This window comes from Bacillus thuringiensis, from assembly GCF_001182785.1.
GTDB lineage: Bacteria > Bacillota > Bacilli > Bacillales > Bacillaceae_G > Bacillus_A > Bacillus_A thuringiensis_S.
The window spans coordinates 433,055-450,209 of record NZ_CP012100.1 but is presented as its reverse complement, the minus strand read 5'-3'; the positions used below and the strand labels follow the sequence as shown (position 1 = coordinate 450,209).

Below are 17,155 nucleotides of genomic sequence, written 5' to 3'. Positions count from 1 at the left end.
TCTCTCTTTATCTCGTTTTCTTCCAGTTTGAATTTGTCCACCAAGATTGACGGCTATGACGCAGCCATAACTTCGGATCATCATTTTCCTTTTCGATAACTATTAATTCATCTGGTTTTACTGTATCTAGCACTCTCTCCATTTTGAATAGTTCATTATCCTCTAGAACTGATTCTCGTTCTGGTGTACGTTCAAATCGTTCATATTCCTCTATAACGCTTCCTAATTCATGTTCCCTATCAAATATACCTACTTCATTAACTACAACTTCTACACTAGCCCGTCTTTCTAATAATTCTTTTTCACTAACGATTGCATATCGTTCAGATTCCCTTACTACATCTACAGTTTCAATTACATTTGTATCTGTTGTTATAACTTCTTTAACAGCTGGTGTTATGTCAGAAATAATTCCACCTTCAAATTCACGTATAAAGTTAAAGGACTGTTGCTCCGTAATAAAGGCTTGTTGTGTAACTTGTTTATAAGAAAAGTCTAATAATATATGTTCAGCATCTAAGATAACTGGAATGATGTCAGAAGCTACTTCTTCAATTACTATAGTTGTATGTTCTTTCATTGCTTTTTCAGATTCAATTGTTTGATTTAGCTTCATTTGCATCACATTTAATGATTTAGATGAATCATTAAGTAAGGAAATACGTGTTTCTAGTTCTTTTTGAACACGACCAAACAAATCGAATTCTGGAAGATATACGGGGATACCAAGGCCCTCAAATAAATCAAACTCTTCTATGATAGCTTCTAATTCTTTTTCTGTTTTATTGGCAACTTCATCAGTATCTACATGGGTACTAATGAAGAGTTCTTTTAATTCGAATAAAGAAATTTCATCTATATGTGTAAGCAATGCAGTATCTTCTTTATCTGCATAATCCAGTTCAACTACAGTTGCTTGCAGCTCATTTTTCACTTCTGCAAAAGTAAAGTCTGGCGATACGCCTTGTAATACTTTTAAGATACGATGAGAATAATCTGCAGCAGTAATATCAGCATTTATTTCATGTAATCTCTCTGCTTCTTCTCCGACGATTGTCTGTATTTCAAATATGTTTTGCGATTTCTTTGCGTCGTCAGTTATGGAAATATCTTTAACAGATAATACCCGTGAAGCATTTTTAACTTCTTGCCCTCCCTCTACAGCTGCTGTAAATACATGTTCTTTATTGGCGAATTCTTGTTGATCGGCATAAACAGAGTCAAGTGTTTCTACAATACGTTCAAATGTGTGTGTTGTAACTACATTCGCATACTGTTCTTTTGTTCTTGTAAATGATGCAGATTCATTTCTTCCAGAATCAAATATATTTATTTTCTTGCTTACTTCATTACTTGCAATAACATCTGCAGCAAGTTCCTTTGTTCGAATATAGTGATCCAGGTTAATTTGCGCTACATCGATCTTACGAATTAAATACGCGCTTTCAATATCTTCATAAGGAAGCAAGTCCACATTTTCAATTTCTTCTACGCGATTCAACTCATATTGTTTAACGATAGATGTTTCAATGTCTCTTTGCATACGAGCAAATAAATCATAATCCGGAAGATAAACCGGTATACCCATACCATTGAACAAATCAAATTCTTCTATGGTTCCTTTAACTTCTCGCTCTTTTGTACTAAATTCGAATTGTGCCGGAGCATGAAGAAGTATTTCTTTTTGCTGTATATCACCAGTTTCCTTTTCGATAATAGATACAGGTAATATATTTGGAACTACTGTAGATAAAGTAACTTCTGCATGTGTAGCTTTTAGCTCCCTGGTAACAATATCGCTTGCGTCATTATGCATTGATACAGCTTTATAATCCTTTGTAACTCTGACAGCCATAAGTTCATTATAGAAACCCTCACCGTATACAATACGCGCAACATTTACCCATTCCGGTAATACTTCTACACCTGCAGCGAATTCACGTAACTTACCTTTTAGTAAATCCTGATTTATGATCGGTGCAGCTTCGTATTCATTCGTTATGAGATTTGTTTTATCAGAAGCGTGTACCATTGCTTCTATCTCGTTTGGTTTTGTGCTCTCTACCCCTTCGATATGGTTTATATCGAAAATTCGTCTATGTTGTGGTGATTCTTCTGCAGAAATTAGTTGAACAGAAATACTGTCCATTCGTTGCGAATGCTGCATTTCAATGTTGGCCACATTTATATTTCGATTTAAATCAAAATCAGTTGTATTTGAAATATAGGCTTCTACCTCTATTTGTCGCAATGCATTCTCTATAACATCTGTTAACATCCCTTTTGCCCTTACTTTTATGGCAGTTACTCCTGCGTTATCTTCTTTAACAGCCTTATATCTCGTATAGGGAGCAATGCAAATTGGATAATCAACATCATTTTTGTTTTCTGTATTTGCTGGTGTAATAGAAAAAGAATAAACTTTTTCATTCCAATTAGGTCCAGAACCAACGACAACAACATGACTTTTTTCTTTGGTACATATAGAAGGGGAAGCAATAGAATAAACTTTTTCACTCATTCTTCTGCTACCCCCTTATGCTTAAATATCTTCTTTGTAGATTGCTAAACCAATTGGATTAAATGGTGTTGCTTTTGCTTGTGTCATAGGACAAACAGGCGTTGTTGGTAATGTGTAACGATATAATTGAGCCATTTCATAAGCGCCTGTGATTTCAGAACCAATAACCGGTGCTTCTTTAAATGTAACGGTCTTATCTTCTGCATTGTATACATAATCCGTTTTTTCTACTTCTTTACATGAAATGAATAGTCTTAACGTTTCGCCCTTTGACTTATGTTCTAAATGAAATACTTTACGGTGCCCATCGCCTTTTCCAATTACTTCATCTACAACCGTTTTCTCAATTTCTAGTTCGTCGGCTTGCTGGATATTCTTCGGATGAACCGCATATACATCATCCAACTTCCCAACATAGCCATCATTAGGATGCACAATATAAATTTGAGATAAATGGTATTTACCACTATAAACGGATGGATTAAAGCGTCCTTGCCCACTATCTACTGACATATCATGTGTAATGAAAGCTAAGTAATGGTGTTGGTACATTGCTCCTGTACTTGATTGCGATAATTGGACCGTTTCGTTCCCGTTTGATGTATCAGAACCGTAATCAAGTGGCGCGTTACCGATTTTCTTATTTTGTGAATATACAAATTGATCACCTGGTCTACAGCCACTTAAAATAATCATGTTTTTTCTTGGTGCAACATCGAATGTATATAATTTCCCGATATACAACGGAACGAATAATGCACGAACTGGATTTGGCGTTGGATCTACACGCATAAACATAATCAAGCGGTCCTTGTTTGCATTCCCGTATAGATAAACAACAGAGTCACGATTTAGCTCTTTAGAGAAACGCTGCTCTGGTGTAAAACTAATTGATGTATAAGGGGATGGATTCACAAAATTAATCGTAGAATAAACTTCGCCCATAATACTTTCCATCTTTTGTACATCAAAGTTTGTTTTTGCTGTTAATGCATCCAGTGTTCCATCTTCTTTTGGTAATAAGAAATAAATACCGGAAACCTTAATTGTTATATCTGCTGCAGGTGCTGTTTTAAATACAATTTCTTTTTCAGTGAACGAGTACTCGCTTGGATCAACAATAGTATTATTTTTGTAAACTATCGTTCTACTTTCATCAAAGTTAGGAAATGGCAATGCAAAGTTCTTTTTCGTTCCATCTCCTTTTCCTAATTCACCTAATTTATCACCAGCAAGAATCTCTTTTTCGATAAAATATCGATTAAAAGTAAATAGCAACATGTCATTGTTCGGCTCATATGTGTTGGTAGCTAATCTGTATTCGCATGTTACTTTATCGCCTTTTGCAATAGCAGTAGTGAATGTTACTTTACCTGTAGTTGCATCCACCTTATATTTACTCTTTTCTTGCTCAAACCCATTTACATATACAATGACAGAAGGGCCAAGAACAGGAGAAACAGGGATGAAGAAGTCTTTCTTCACTCCATCCCCCATCCCTAATTTACCTAATGGAGAATCTGCCGAAATAAACCGACTATCAGTGAAATCAGAATCAGCAGTATCATACGCATTTGCTATACCGAATCTTCTACGTTCTCCATCACTTCCTAATGATTCAAACAACCTTACATCAATAAATTTTGAAATACCGCTCTTAATTTGGAAAAATAGCGTTCGTTTCCAACCGTTATCAGCAAATAGTTTTTCTAATTCTTGCGGTAATGTCTGTAAATATACGACTTTATCAAACCACATATAAGTCCACTCCTTTATACTGTTTTCTCGAAAATACCTAATCCAGCAGGACGATATGCCGTAGCAGGTCTTTTTGTAATTGGTGAAATAGCATCTACATTAAAGAATTTGTAAATGTCGTGTGAATCCGGACAAGTATTCTTCCTAACCTTTAACCTATCGCCATTTAATAGACCTAGTGGAGACAATAGGATCATATAAGGTAAATACCCACGTACACCTTCGTCTGGATGAACAATATAAGCGCGTGAAGTATGTACTTTATTACTATAAACAGACGGATTAAATTGATATTTGTATTCGTCATTATCTTGAGATTGCCATGCTAGTGAATATTGACCGCCATCTTTACCAACGCGATCTGGTGGCATTGCATTAGGCGCTACATTCCATGCAATAAAGTGAGCCTGGTACCTTGCTCCCAGTCGTGAACGTTTAATAATTACGTTATCAATACCATTACCAGGAGAACGCGGATAAGACTTCATGACAGGCATATAGTTTTCTACGTTTCTATATGGTTTTGTGTCATTAAAATCGAATTTGTGTGATGCTGCTTCGTTTCCAGTATCAAATGCGGTTCCTGCCCATAATGCATCCCCTAATGTATCGTCGTTAGCATAACTTTCTAATTGCCCCATATAAAGCGGTGTAACTGGAACTACATTGTTTTCAAAGGCTGGTGTATTATCAGCTTGTATTAATAAAACAACACGACTTTCATCAACTTGGCCATTAATTCGGACCAATGAATCTGGCCACCAGTTTGTTTGAGCATTGATACCTTGTAAATTTGTATTTCGTAATGTTACTTTTACCCAAGGAGACATCATGACTTGTGTCTCTGCTTCATCATAGGAGTAAACTTTGTAAGTACTACCACTATTTACTCTTGTAGTAACTGTTATTTTAGTTAATTCAACATCTAATAATGTTTTTTCGAATTTATTAGATTCATAAGGAAGAACAAGAACACCCTCATCTGCAACGCTTGGTTCTTTTTCAATCATGTAAACATAAAAACAAGAACGATCTCTGCCGCTTTCTAAACGTTTTTTACCGTCTTCGGCAAAAGCTTTCTTTCCTTCTTCATTTGTGAAGTTGTATTTAATCTCTGACTTTTTAAGGGACCATTTTGAAATTTGAGCAATTCCATAAATAGAACCGCTTTTATTCTTCACTAACATGTGCTTACTCATGCCAAATTCAAATTTTGTATCATCGTCAGATTTTACGTCTAAATCCGGATAAACAGCTCTGAAAAACGATTTTACTTTCTTCCATCCGTTAGCGATTACCAATTTAACGATTTCGTCTTGGAATTCGCCTTCTGTATACATTTTCTCAACGTATGCCATCTATTTCACGCTCCTAATCTCTTAATAGTTGGTAATTAAGCCATATAGCTTTTTTCTCTGCAGATGCATTGTGGTATTCGAACTTTAACTCGGCATTAGCAGGTATAGGTTTTACAATAGAGAAATTAAATCCCTCCGGCACATCTTTTACATAAACCTCTTTAAACACTTGTTGGCCATTAATAAATAAATTCCAGTAGTCCGAATCACTGTAATGTGAAGCAGCAACAGAAAAAGCAATCATTTCTGTTTCGAATGGTAATGAAAACTTATCTATATGAATTTCATCATGAATACCAACCCTACGCCCTTGTATGAATGGCTCTGTTTTTGTCGGGAAGTAAGGCGCGTCGAATCTTCCACCAGCCATATAATTAATTGCAAAACTCATAAGTACGCCTCCTTATCTTAAAAAGTGCAATTCAAACCAAACAGTTTTATCAAGAATTCCTTGGTTATGGAATCGGAATACAATTGTATCTCCTGCTTTAACCGCTTTATAAACCATAAAATGCATCCCTTCTGGAAGACGCTTTGTATAAATATCTTGGCAAACAGTTTGTCCATTCACGATTAAATCCCATTTATCATCTAATTCGTAAATGGAAGAACTAACACTAATTGCGTAAATCTCCATGTCTGCAGGTAATATATATTTCACTTCATCCGTTTTATATGATGTGGAATCCATAATGAATCCAGGTACGAATGGTTCTGTTTTTGTTGGATGAAAAGGTGGATCTAATCGACCACCGGCTAAATAGGTTGTTTCAAACAAGAGCAATCACCCTTTTTCTTGTATTAAAAAATTCCCGTGCATCATTACGACACATCGGGAATTGTTAAATCAGATAGTATACCATTACCTTTATTAAGAAGTCTCGGTTGCACACGTTCTAATTGCTTTTGTGCATTGTATATTAATTGTATCTCCATTTCTTTTCCTGTTACTTTATGAGAGACAAGAACCTTTTCTAGCATGCTGTGTGCATTAAAAGCTAAATCATAGTGTAAATATTTATCTCCATCGACTGCAGATAAACGAGCACCATCACGAATAAGCGTATATCCTTCGGTCATGCCTCCTTTAAATACCTCATTTGGATCATTACCAGGTATTGGTTTTCCACCGCTGTAAAATTCCCTATCAATTAACCCTTTCATTAAATACATAATAGGATCATATAAGTTTTTTTGCATTATCATTGAATCACCCCTAATTTACCCTCGTAACAGACCAAGTTTTTGCTGGTCGTTGGATATAATAGTGATCTTTGTTTTGATTTACCCGAGGAAATGATAAATCTGGTAACGAACCATAATCAAACAAGATATTATTTTGCTTATCTAGTACTTGCAAACGTCCTGTAAGAATTCCTTTAGGGTTTCGCACTGCTTCAAATACGATAATATTCACGCCATATTCAAGCGGAATATCAACATACGTCGGATTGTTTCGGATGAAATAATTTTCTTCGATTAATTTATCATTACAGTAAATATTTAATAAATCGCCATCCTCTACATCCCAATCCCAAAGTTTTAAACGTAATGTATCTACATTTACTGTAATACCAGTTATATCTGTATATGGAGCTGGTTCATACCCATAGTTAACAGATAAATCTAAAGTTTGATAGAATCCATCATCAGCAGATATCATGGTATTAATTCCTTTAACAAAGTAGTTCCATTGTTGCCCAGAATCTCTATTGTAAACAGAAACCACATCGAATAATTGAATCCTTGGATCTCCAATGACCGCTACAGTTAATGTTCTGAACTTCTGGATTGCTTTTAAATGATAAGCTGCAGCAACCGCTCTTCTTGCAAAGAACGTTGTCGCCCAAGGAACTTCTATCATTTCCTCTCGTAAATCACCCTGCGATACATTTTTTAATAGAAACGAATTAAGAAATCCGTTTGCATAATCTCCGCATTTAACAACAATGCTATTACTTATATCCTGGTCAGTTAGCTGCATATCTAAAGAGATAAGGTTTTCGCCTTCTCTAAAACTAAACTTTGCAGGCTCATTAATTGCATAGTCTGGCATTTTCATAAATGTACAACTTCCGTCTGGTTCGTGTTTAATATAATGGAATGTTGTATCTATGATATCTCGAACAATCTCATCCCATTTTTGAAATCTCTTTCCTGTTGCCCCTTCAATAATCCAGCTTTGATTTGTACCGGGAATGTTTACCCTACTTCCGTGTAATGTAACTCCTGCTTTTTCAAGGAAGAATTTCACTACATCATACACATTACCGGTAGGTGCAACAATTTCATCTGATCCCCGCGTTGGAATTACTGATTTTTGTAGAACCTTTTTATAAGATGTTGTGCAGGTAACTGATATTGTGCCGCTTTCGGCATTCACCTTTATGTCAGATACAAAACCATGTATATACGGTAAAGCTTCTTCACCATAACCGATAGAAACCTTAAATTCAGTCTGCGGATATAGTTGGTTTGTGTTTGTTACTTCACTGTTGTAAAACCATTCTTGAATGGAAGAAAACTTACCATACCAGTTATCAGGTGCCATTTGCCCATATTCATTAGCAAAGGTAATAGAAAATGTACTTGCGAACTGATCTGCGTTCTCCTGCACTTCCAGGCCCATTACACGATGTTGTATTTGTACATAAGACGAAGATTCTCTTTTTTTCATATAAACAATTAAATTAGGAGCATTATTCCCCACTTGGAAATAGCTTCCCAACATTCTGATTAAAGAAATAGATCCTTCTCTCACATTCCATCAACTCCAATACCTGCTTGTGACATAGATATTAATTTACACTTTGCTATTACTAGCGTTCCTTTACGTATTGCATCAACTTCATTAGGTGGAATAATACCACCATAGGTACCGTAATCACCTGTAATAATATGAGGGCGATATATTTCCCCCATGAACTCACGCCAATGACTGATATCATTGAATAAAGCAGTAAATTCTACTTCACATCCTTTATTACCAGTACTTTGGTAACGAGGATATCCATGCATAACATTGTAATTTTTTAATCCGTTTAAGGATTTAGGCATTTTCGTTTGTTCAATCATTGCAATTGTAGGTATAGGTCCATATGCATGATAATAAACATCACGCAAATAGGCTACGTCAGAAGAACCGTAACCGCTTGTTGTAAATTCAATTGTTTGTGGCCCTGCACCAACAAAAATTTCTCTTGCTTCCCAGGCATAAGCACCTCTTGCTCTAAATTTTTCAATACCATTTACCCGAACAATAAAGTATTTATCTGGTAACATACCATCAGAACCAATAGGAACTTGGGACATAAAAGAAAAATTATATGTCCCAGGCCATGAAAAATTAATAGTATATTTAATTGTACTTTTTAATTCTGTAGCATCCCATAAGAGATGATATGAACCAGCTCTTCTATGCAATGTTTTTAATATACTCATACATTCCGCACCGCCATTCCCATTAGATCGTCAGCAACTACGTTTTGTAGTAATTTTCTCATTTTCACAAAATCCTCTGCGGTTTGCAATTTTTCAACAGCAACTTTGAATGTAGCATTTTGAATTGTAACACCTTTATCAGTTTTCTTTTCAACAGAAGAGTGCCCACCAAATGGATGTGCAGCTTTTCCAATCATATCAGCAGAATGTGCACCCATTTGTCCAATTCGAGTAGATACATCTGTTACTAGTTGCATTGGTTTTGGTGGAACAACCGCTTTATTTAACAATCCAGAAGCCTTGTCTACAGCCGGAATCATTTTTTCCATCCCTACACCAAGACCTTCTGTAATATATCCGCCGTATTCCATCATTAGACGCGAAGGAGATTTTATACCAAAGAAACTTTTAACTGCTTTTGGTATTCCGTCTACAACGCCTTTAGCTTTATCAACAACCCAGCCAGCCATAGATGTCATACCTTTACCAATACCAGCAATAATATCTTTCCCCCAGCTTACAGCGTCGTTTGCTATCCCTTTAACTATAGAACCAACTTTACCGAATACATCCTTTACTGTATCAACAATGCCGTCAAACGCTCCGACGATAGCTTTTTTAATTGCTGCAAAGTTACTTACTATGAAATCTCTAATAGCACCAACAACACTAAATATTGTGTTTTTTATCTTATTAAAGTTATCCACCACAAAGTTAACAAATGTCCGAACAGCAACTATTATTGTTTCTTTAATAAAATTCCATGCGGTTACAATAATAGACTTTACGATATCCATTACAGTCGTAATTGTGTTTTTTATAAAATGAAATGCTGTAACCACAAAATTCTTTATAGTCTCTAATACAGTTATAAAAACTGTTTTAATTACATTCCAAATCGTAGAAATAACCGTCTTTATTCCATTCATTACAGTTGTAATTATGCTATGAATTGCTTGAAACACACTACTTACAACTGATTTTAAGAAGTTTAATACAGTCGTAAAAATTGCCTTTATTCCATTCCACACTGTAGAAATGACGGTTTTTATCCCATTCATCACAGTCGTAATTATGCTGCGAATTGCTTGAAATGCACCACTTATAAATGTTTTCAAAAAGTTTAGCACCGTCGTAAAAACTGTTTTTATAATATCCCAGCCAGTTTTAAAAATATTTTGCCATGTTTTAATAGCAGTAGAAATATAGCTTTTAATAAATTCTAAAGCAAACTTAACAACACTTTTTATTACGTTTAGCACTGTATTAAATATCGTTTTTATTAAATTCCAACCAATTTCAAATGTCTTTTTCCATATGTTGATATACATTGTAATTACAGTAGTAATTATTTTCCATGCCCCGCTAAGTATTTTATCTATAAACGATACCGCAGATTGGAATACTTTTTTTGTTCCTTCCCAAAAACTTGAGAAAAACTTTGACAAGCTATCCCATACTGACTTCGCAACTTTAACGATAGCATCCCAGGCTTTAGAACAAATATCACTGATCCATTGCACTGCCTGCTTTGTATATTTCACAATTGAATCCCAATTTTTATACAGCACATATACTAAACCAACCATTAAAAGTATTGCAATGCCCCATGGACTTAATACTAATGAAAACATTGATTTTCCAAGACCAGTCAATATCTGTGCGAACTCACTAAAAACTTTAATTAGTTTTAAGGCATCTTTAATAATCGCCGTAATTGCACCCGGTATTTGCATTAATGTTTTAACTATATTTACAAGGCCACCAATGATTTCACTCGCCTTAGATATAAGACTAGAAACAGATTTGATTAACTCAACCGTTTGCTTCAACGATGGTATTACTATATTGGAAATCTTCACGACTTGTTGAGCGATAGGTTGAATAGTTCCAGCCAAACTCTTTGCATCTTTTTCAGTTAACCCAAGCATATCCTGTAGTTTTTTTTGAGAACCTTCCAAATCGGTAGCAAATTGTAAAGCTTTGCTATTGACTTGTTCTATAGGTTTTGTAACTTTATTTGAAATAGTGTCACCAAACGTTTGCATTTGCTTACTAATATTCCCAAGAGAATCTGCTGATTTTTGGATTTTTTCTTGCATTGTATTAGAGGCTTTTTGCACTCTCTCTTCAAACTTTTCTACACCTTTATATGCCTGATCCGCTTTGTTACCAATCTTCCCAAAAACATTGGTCGCCCCGTTACCAAATTTTTGAATTTGGCCATTTATTTGATTAAGTACTTCTGCTGGTTTTTGAAATTTTTCTTGTATGTTTTTAGAAGCCTTTTGTAAACTTTCCTCAAACTTTGCTAAATCCTTATAAGCTTCATCTGCTTTAATTCCAATTGTACCAAACAACTGGAATACTTCTGTAAACATTCACTCCCCCCTTTCTAACTAGGAAGTTTTTTATTCCTGATCGTCTTCAAACTGAAACTCTGCAATCAGCTTATTTGCATGGTTGATACATTCATCTTTGGACCAAACTTCCATAGTCTCATTTTCTTCCCCATCCGACGTAGATTCCGTAAGTCCAAAAGCTTGCAAATAGTCCTGAAAAGTTGTTCCTTCTTCTAATTGCCTTGTTTGAAATCCGATAAAGGCCATCTTTTTCCATTCATTTAATTCTTCTTGCTGCTCTTCCTGACTAATAAAAGAAAATAAGTCCATTAAACGAGAATACGGTATGGATAAGACATAATCATCTGTCCATCCATACCGTTTTTGGACTTTATCAAAAGCCCTTAGCATATTTTGCTCTGTTTCTTCTATGTATTTATTAGAGTCATTTTCTACATTTCTTGTTTGTTCCACTTGAGACTTTGAGATTTGATTAGACCCTTGACCTGATTGAAAAAAGACATTAAATCTTCGCTTTCTAATAATCCTTCAATAACTGCTACCATGGCTTCTGGTGGTAACTGATCGAATTCTTCACGCTTAATCTGTAATAGACTAGAGAAAAATTCCGAAAACTCATCTTCACATTCCGGAATCATAGACAATAATTGAAAGACAAACTCTAAACCCTTTTCTTTTTTTTGTTTTTCAATTTCATTTAACTGTTCTTGTTGCTCTTCATTCATTTGGGCCAATTGAATTTTTTCATCGATTTCATTCTTTTCTTTCCCAAACTCCATAAAATCAGTCATTGCATGACGACCAACTTTAGAAATAATCTTAGTAAAACGCCAAACATCTTTTACATTTAAACGTCTCATCTTCATCTTCTGACCCGAAATTGTAATTTCTGTACTATTATGCATCATTTTTTCTAGCATTGTTGTCATATTCAATATCTCCTTTTATAACCTAAAAATAAAACCTACAACTTATTTACTTGTTGTAGGTAATTTAGGTGCTTTTTTCTTTGGTAAATAAATTTCATAAGGGGGTGTATTAGGCGAACTTTCACTATAATGACCAATAAATTTGCATTTAAGTCCTACAGTTCCTTTACCATCTTTTAAATCAATTTCTACAGAAGAAACTACCATTGCATTTCGGATAACAAAAATAACCGGAATATCACTTCCTGAAACTACACCTACTATTGCAATATCACTATAACTTGCGTCTTTAATTTCATTGGTTGGTTTTACAATGTTATAATCGTTATCAGTCGTACTATCTACATCTACGCCTGGTAGAGCTAACTCTAAATTTTCTTTCGTAAATTCTACTAGTGTAACCTCCATATGTGGTTCATCTTTTAATAGCCATTTTCCGCGAACTAGTTTTCCTAAAACACCATCAATATCAGCATCATAGTATTCTCTAGTAAACCCGACTTTACAGCCACCTGTAGTAGCTCCTAACATCTCACCTAGATCTTTTACACTTTTAAAACCTTTATACATTACACCCGGTCCAATGACAAAATTATCAGTTGTACCCTCACGTACACCATTAATAAGCTTCCAACTCATTTTTTTCCCTCCTTAATATAATTCCATTCTTCCTACCCGTACAAGAAACTTAATACTAATATGAATAATTGATGGATCTTCATCTGGAACTGTAATACTGCCTGCTCGATGAATCGTAATAATACCAGAATCTCTTAACAATCCCGCTTCTCTGTCTAACAAATGTTCTATTCGCCTTGAAATTACATCCGCTTTTTCATAATCACCTTGGCCACAATATATATCAAAAGTGAGGATCATACGATCAATTACCTCTATATCATCCGGATTATTAGATTCAATTCTCATTACCACATAAGGCATTTTCATATCATTTTGTGCAGTTTGAAATGTTAGAGCGGGCTCTCCTTCATATTTCGATAGATTACTTTGCACAATTGTATCTTTCTCAATAATATTTCTAATTGTTGCAATCGCTTTTGTCGTCATTGTTCTCCTCCCAATGTCCTTTTTAATTCCCCACGCTCTTTTTCAAACGTTTTTAAGAAAAAAGGTCGGGCTTCTACAGTACTTGTACCATTTTCGACATACACCGCTCTTTTTAATTGACTTCCAATCGTTCCTACTACTTCGTTATCTGTAATATGTAAGCCATATTTAATAGAATCTTGTAATTCTCCCGTTCTAGAAGCAAATGTCTCTCCTGGTTTTGAAGCAATATATGTGCGACTTGATCGTGGAATTTTATACTTCACACCATTGTGACTACCTGATACTGTTTGTTTCATTTCTCTTTGCAGTTGATTGCAAGCACTTATAATTCTTTCTACCATCATTTTATTAAGTTGTTCTTTAACCTGTTCTACATTACGTGTAACCATGAATTCTGATGTATTCGTCATTTTATTCCAACAACTCACAATACAATTCAATATGATGATTTAAAAATGATGGATTTCTTGGTTCTCCTCTTACCTCAAATACATAATCATGAAAATAAATTACATCATTTGTATGGATGTTATGTTCTGCAGAAGTATAAATTTTAAAATTCGGCTCAAAATTTTGTTTATTTCTTTTTAACCTTTCATTATCTACTGCTGTGTGTGTTGTTACCCGACACTTCATTCTTTCATAAATAATGACAGGCTCTTCTTTAAAATTTCCTGCCGGCTGTTTTACCTTTTGATTCCTTTTCACAGTTACTTCATGTATATATAATTCTTCCATATCTAATGCTCACAGCCTATTCTTTCATTCATAATGCTATTAAAGGGTTTCTACTTCGGTATTTTTTTAATACTTTTAAAATCTTTTTATTAACAGTTTCTTCATCTAGCGATTCAATATTTATTTCATATGAATAATCTCCGATATTTGCTGATTTTTTCATATTTTCATATTGTAGATTTGTTCGAATTACCGCATAACACGTCATATCGATGATGCATTTTTTCATTAAAGTCAAAAGCCCATCATAATCTTGTATGGTATACTCAAATTCATATAATTGATTCTCACTTAAACCATATACAGTGCAACCATCAGAAAAAACTGAACTGGTAACTTCTTCTCCAGAACCAATATGGATTACCTTGATCAAATTTTCTGCTCGAAAAGAAAGCCAAGCCAATTTACTTGTTCTAACTTTCTCTTTCATTGGGTTACTTGGCTTACTTCTCAAATAGTTTTTAGTAATCAATTCATATTGACTAATGAGCTCCTGGATTACCGTATCGGGCATTCGTTGAACATTTACCCTGTTCTTTATGTCCTGTACAGTAATTTCCATCCTTCCACCTCTTTTACTTCTCTTTCTTTTTAACCTCTATACTATCTATTAACTTAAAATGTCCTGTACTTAGTAAATAGTTTGCTTTCTCATTTGCAACCTTTTCCTTTACTCCGTTAAAAAAAGTATAGCCATATGCAGTATATGTACCGCCTAGTTTTAATTCTATAATCTTCATATGCAAATTACCTTACTTAATTTCCAAATTTATCAGGTATATTAGTAAGAATTGCTACTGCGTCCATTTCTTGAATAACTGCATCATCATCCAAATGAATAACATAGAATCGCTTATCTTCCATAACAGCAGATTTACCTTCTACAGTCTTACGAACTCGCGTGTCATACGTATTTACCGCAATAAAGTTTTTAGGATCTGCAAAAATAATTACATCATCTTGAAGAGAAGGAACTGTAACAATCTCATACCCTAACGGCTTATTAACTTGATCCCCTGTACCTAATAACGCAGCATCACCTAAGCCAGTTGAACGAGTTGTTAAATATTCAATCCACTTCTCTCTACGAGCAGGTGACATAATCCACTTTAAACCTTCATTTTTATATTTATTAGGCATCGCCTTAGATAAATTAAAGATTGAGTCTTTACTAAATCCGGCGCTAGCTTCAGCATCTCCCGTTCCCGTCACTAATTTAAAATGATCGACAATATGAGATTTACTTGATTGTTTAATTTGTTTTAACCAGCCATCATTAATTTGAAGAAATGGATCTTCTGAAGTTACATCCCCATTCCAATGAAGATCTTCAAGGTCAATACCTAACTGAGTTGACATTAATGTCATAACAGTATCTTCATATCCTTCACCTTCGATATTTTCTCGAAGTAGCTCCTCCGTAATCTCCCATGGTAAACGAATAGAAACTGTATCATATTCAACTTTCGACGTTTCTACACCCGCTCGATAGCCATCATCACTATTTTCCATTTTCCTACGTAAAATTCGACCACCGATTGCAATTTTATCTAATTCACCTTTTTTCGCTTTACGAATCTCTTTGCGATGCAATTGAGAAAATGGAGTTGCATCAAATACCATTCGGAAAAATTCTTTACTTTGTTCCGGATATAATAGCCCCGCTTTCATTCCTCCTGTTGTCATTGTACTCTTTTCAATTCGTTCAATACGTGCTAATAATTCTTTATTATTCATAGATTCATTTCTCCTTATCTTTATAGATCTAATCCTACCCATTTATTTACTGGTTTTCTCATCTCGTTTGTTGGTTTGGCATCAGCCCCAAGACTTTTACGAACTTGTGCTGATCGCTCAATTACTTCAAGTCTCTTTGAAATGGGGTCTATTACCTTCTGAATAAATTCACTTGTCTTTTTAGATTCTCTGTCATTTTCTAATTCATTAGTATCATGAGTTGATTCAAGTTCTTTATTTAACTGTTCTTCCAACTCCTGTAATCTCTCAAGAAAAGGACCCATTTCTCTCTTTACAATGTCTGCAATCTCATCTGAATTTTGATCTGCGTTTTTTTGTAACTTATTTTCTTTAATTTGGTTCATCAAAGAAATTATTTCATCAAATTTTTTATCATTTTTCTTATATAAGATTTTGCCTACTTCATTTATGGAATTAATAGTAATATCTTCCGGCGAGAAATCTGTATCACCACCCTTCATTGTATTTAAAATGTCCTTCATTTCATCTAAGGTGGAAACCATCTGCTTAATATCTACATTTCCCTCCCAAATCCCAACATAAAATACATCTTCAAACAAATTAAATACCTTTTGCATCTTAGAGCTTTGTTTACTATTTAATGACTGATTATCCATCTCCTGAGTTTGTTCCTCGTCATAATGTGACTTGAAAAAATTAAACATCTTACGAATTACACCTTTCTCATCTTGTGTAAACTCATCCATTTGTGGCATCTCCATTCTTTCTCCAACCCCTCCCATCGAAAAGCCTGTGATTTTCCCTTTTTTGATCTCTTTCCATGTTTCACTATCGTCTACTCGAACAGTCATAAGCCATGTTCCTTTTTTAATATTTTGTTTCCCAACAACCGTATTATTTTTAGAAATCCAGCTTTCTACTACCGTTCCTTTTCCTGCCAACTCGTCATGGTTTTTATCTATGTATCTATATTTCTCCAAAAAATTATAAGCCGCTCTTTCAATTTCTTCAGCCGTCATAATATCACCATGTGCATCTTCTATATTTGGTTCATAAACAACCCCTGTTACAAGTTGTTTTTCATCTTCCCTCTTTAAAATAGGGACATTTTTCAAAACGTTAGAGCCATTCATGTTCATACCCTTCATAATTGCAAATGGCCTACCATTAGCCCCCTTTGTTACTAATGAAACATAACTAATTTCTACATTTTTCAATTCATTTGGCATAATATATTCCTACTTTCTAGCAAGACTA

19 protein-coding genes are annotated in these 17,155 nt (G+C 34.6%); all 19 read right to left on the bottom strand.

The genetic code is table 11. The annotated features are described in order from the left end of the window. Positions 1–7: 7 nt before the first annotated feature. Genes AC241_RS29265 through AC241_RS29180 form a run of 19 tightly spaced genes read right to left on the bottom strand, consistent with a single transcriptional unit; the run spans position 8 to position 17,127 of the window. Positions 8–2,521: a hypothetical protein gene (locus AC241_RS29265; protein WP_050845303.1), complete on the bottom strand. Its 2,514-nt coding sequence runs from the start codon at positions 2,519–2,521 to the stop codon at positions 8–10. Between the two features lie 21 nt (positions 2,522–2,542). Beyond that, the gene (locus tag AC241_RS29260) at positions 2,543–4,279 is read right to left on the bottom strand and encodes a hypothetical protein (protein ID WP_050845301.1); all 1,737 of its coding nucleotides are present in this window, start codon (positions 4,277–4,279) and stop codon (positions 2,543–2,545) included. A 14-nt stretch (positions 4,280–4,293) separates the two neighbouring features. Then, positions 4,294–5,637, bottom strand: a complete 1,344-nt coding sequence (locus tag AC241_RS29255) for a hypothetical protein (protein ID WP_050845299.1) — start codon at positions 5,635–5,637, stop codon at positions 4,294–4,296. A gap of 13 nt (positions 5,638–5,650) precedes the next feature. After that, the gene (locus tag AC241_RS29250; protein ID WP_050845297.1) at positions 5,651–6,028 is read right to left on the bottom strand and encodes a hypothetical protein; all 378 of its coding nucleotides are present in this window, start codon (positions 6,026–6,028) and stop codon (positions 5,651–5,653) included. 12 nt (positions 6,029–6,040) lie between these two features. Continuing rightward, the gene (locus AC241_RS29245) at positions 6,041–6,415 is read right to left on the bottom strand and encodes a hypothetical protein (protein ID WP_050845295.1); all 375 of its coding nucleotides are present in this window, start codon (positions 6,413–6,415) and stop codon (positions 6,041–6,043) included. Positions 6,416–6,459: 44 nt separating this feature from the next. Next, on the bottom strand, positions 6,460–6,843 hold the full coding sequence (locus AC241_RS29240; RefSeq protein WP_050845293.1) for a hypothetical protein: 384 nt from the start codon (positions 6,841–6,843) through the stop codon (positions 6,460–6,462). Positions 6,844–6,853: 10 nt separating this feature from the next. Further along, positions 6,854–8,398 carry a hypothetical protein gene (locus AC241_RS29235; RefSeq protein WP_050845291.1) on the bottom strand — a complete coding sequence of 515 codons (1,545 nt, stop codon included), beginning with the start codon at positions 8,396–8,398 and terminating at the stop codon, positions 6,854–6,856. After that, positions 8,395–9,078: a hypothetical protein gene (locus AC241_RS29230; protein ID WP_050845290.1), complete on the bottom strand. Its 684-nt coding sequence runs from the start codon at positions 9,076–9,078 to the stop codon at positions 8,395–8,397. Before AC241_RS29230 ends, AC241_RS29235 begins: the two co-directional genes overlap by 4 nt. Then, on the bottom strand, positions 9,075–11,459 hold the full coding sequence (locus AC241_RS29225; protein WP_050845287.1) for a phage tail protein: 2,385 nt from the start codon (positions 11,457–11,459) through the stop codon (positions 9,075–9,077). The genes AC241_RS29230 and AC241_RS29225 overlap by 4 nt, the downstream gene beginning before the upstream one ends. Before the next feature lie 30 nt (positions 11,460–11,489). Then, the gene (locus AC241_RS29220) at positions 11,490–11,894 is read right to left on the bottom strand and encodes a hypothetical protein (RefSeq protein ID WP_050845284.1); all 405 of its coding nucleotides are present in this window, start codon (positions 11,892–11,894) and stop codon (positions 11,490–11,492) included. Continuing rightward, the gene (locus AC241_RS29215) at positions 11,873–12,370 is read right to left on the bottom strand and encodes a hypothetical protein (protein ID WP_000210326.1); all 498 of its coding nucleotides are present in this window, start codon (positions 12,368–12,370) and stop codon (positions 11,873–11,875) included. Before AC241_RS29215 ends, AC241_RS29220 begins: the two co-directional genes overlap by 22 nt. Before the next feature lie 42 nt (positions 12,371–12,412). Beyond that, a complete protein-coding gene (locus tag AC241_RS29210; protein WP_000118565.1) occupies positions 12,413–13,009 on the bottom strand; it encodes a hypothetical protein in 597 nt (198 codons plus the stop codon). Between the two features lie 12 nt (positions 13,010–13,021). Beyond that, complete coding sequence (locus AC241_RS29205) at positions 13,022–13,438, bottom strand: hypothetical protein (protein WP_000208342.1); 417 nt, start codon at positions 13,436–13,438, stop codon at positions 13,022–13,024. Next, positions 13,435–13,851 carry an HK97-gp10 family putative phage morphogenesis protein gene (locus tag AC241_RS29200; RefSeq protein WP_002153798.1) on the bottom strand — a complete coding sequence of 139 codons (417 nt, stop codon included), beginning with the start codon at positions 13,849–13,851 and terminating at the stop codon, positions 13,435–13,437. Before AC241_RS29200 ends, AC241_RS29205 begins: the two co-directional genes overlap by 4 nt. A 1-nt stretch (position 13,852) precedes the next feature. Then, the gene (locus AC241_RS29195) at positions 13,853–14,179 is read right to left on the bottom strand and encodes a hypothetical protein (protein WP_000392019.1); all 327 of its coding nucleotides are present in this window, start codon (positions 14,177–14,179) and stop codon (positions 13,853–13,855) included. A gap of 28 nt (positions 14,180–14,207) precedes the next feature. Further along, the gene (locus AC241_RS29190; protein WP_000406978.1) at positions 14,208–14,741 is read right to left on the bottom strand and encodes a hypothetical protein; all 534 of its coding nucleotides are present in this window, start codon (positions 14,739–14,741) and stop codon (positions 14,208–14,210) included. 13 nt (positions 14,742–14,754) lie between these two features. Next, positions 14,755–14,919: a YqbF domain-containing protein gene (locus tag AC241_RS33750; RefSeq protein WP_000691127.1), complete on the bottom strand. Its 165-nt coding sequence runs from the start codon at positions 14,917–14,919 to the stop codon at positions 14,755–14,757. A gap of 16 nt (positions 14,920–14,935) precedes the next feature. Continuing rightward, entirely contained in the window at positions 14,936–15,916 is a 981-nt protein-coding gene (locus tag AC241_RS29185; RefSeq protein WP_001060157.1) for a phage major capsid family protein, read from the bottom strand. A gap of 20 nt (positions 15,917–15,936) precedes the next feature. Next, positions 15,937–17,127, bottom strand: a complete 1,191-nt coding sequence (locus AC241_RS29180) for an XkdF-like putative serine protease domain-containing protein (protein WP_050845282.1) — start codon at positions 17,125–17,127, stop codon at positions 15,937–15,939. Positions 17,128–17,155: the final 28 nt, after the last annotated feature.

Excerpts from the sequence above, each read along its gene's own strand:
- AC241_RS29185 (WP_001060157.1), bottom strand. The coding sequence starts at position 15,916 with ATGAATAATAAAGAATTATTAGCACGTATTGAACGAATTGAAAAGAGT.
- AC241_RS29260 (WP_050845301.1), bottom strand. The coding sequence starts at position 4,279 with ATGTGGTTTGATAAAGTCGTATATTTACAGACATTACCGCAAGAATTA.
- AC241_RS29250 (WP_050845297.1), bottom strand. The coding sequence starts at position 6,028 with ATGAGTTTTGCAATTAATTATATGGCTGGTGGAAGATTCGACGCGCCT.
- AC241_RS29225 (WP_050845287.1), bottom strand. The coding sequence starts at position 11,459 with ATGTTTACAGAAGTATTCCAGTTGTTTGGTACAATTGGAATTAAAGCA.
- AC241_RS29195 (WP_000392019.1), bottom strand. The coding sequence starts at position 14,179 with ATGGAAGAATTATATATACATGAAGTAACTGTGAAAAGGAATCAAAAG.
- AC241_RS29215 (WP_000210326.1), bottom strand. The coding sequence starts at position 12,370 with ATGACAACAATGCTAGAAAAAATGATGCATAATAGTACAGAAATTACA.
- AC241_RS29240 (WP_050845293.1), bottom strand. The coding sequence starts at position 6,843 with ATGATAATGCAAAAAAACTTATATGATCCTATTATGTATTTAATGAAA.
- AC241_RS29200 (WP_002153798.1), bottom strand. The coding sequence starts at position 13,851 with ATGACGAATACATCAGAATTCATGGTTACACGTAATGTAGAACAGGTT.
- AC241_RS29210 (WP_000118565.1), bottom strand. The coding sequence starts at position 13,009 with ATGAGTTGGAAGCTTATTAATGGTGTACGTGAGGGTACAACTGATAAT.
- AC241_RS33750 (WP_000691127.1), bottom strand. The coding sequence starts at position 14,919 with ATGAAGATTATAGAATTAAAACTAGGCGGTACATATACTGCATATGGC.
- AC241_RS29180 (WP_050845282.1), bottom strand. The coding sequence starts at position 17,127 with ATGCCAAATGAATTGAAAAATGTAGAAATTAGTTATGTTTCATTAGTA.
- AC241_RS29205 (WP_000208342.1), bottom strand. The coding sequence starts at position 13,438 with ATGACGACAAAAGCGATTGCAACAATTAGAAATATTATTGAGAAAGAT.
- AC241_RS29265 (WP_050845303.1), bottom strand. The coding sequence starts at position 2,521 with ATGAGTGAAAAAGTTTATTCTATTGCTTCCCCTTCTATATGTACCAAA.
- AC241_RS29255 (WP_050845299.1), bottom strand. The coding sequence starts at position 5,637 with ATGGCATACGTTGAGAAAATGTATACAGAAGGCGAATTCCAAGACGAA.
- AC241_RS29230 (WP_050845290.1), bottom strand. The coding sequence starts at position 9,078 with ATGAGTATATTAAAAACATTGCATAGAAGAGCTGGTTCATATCATCTC.
- AC241_RS29190 (WP_000406978.1), bottom strand. The coding sequence starts at position 14,741 with ATGGAAATTACTGTACAGGACATAAAGAACAGGGTAAATGTTCAACGA.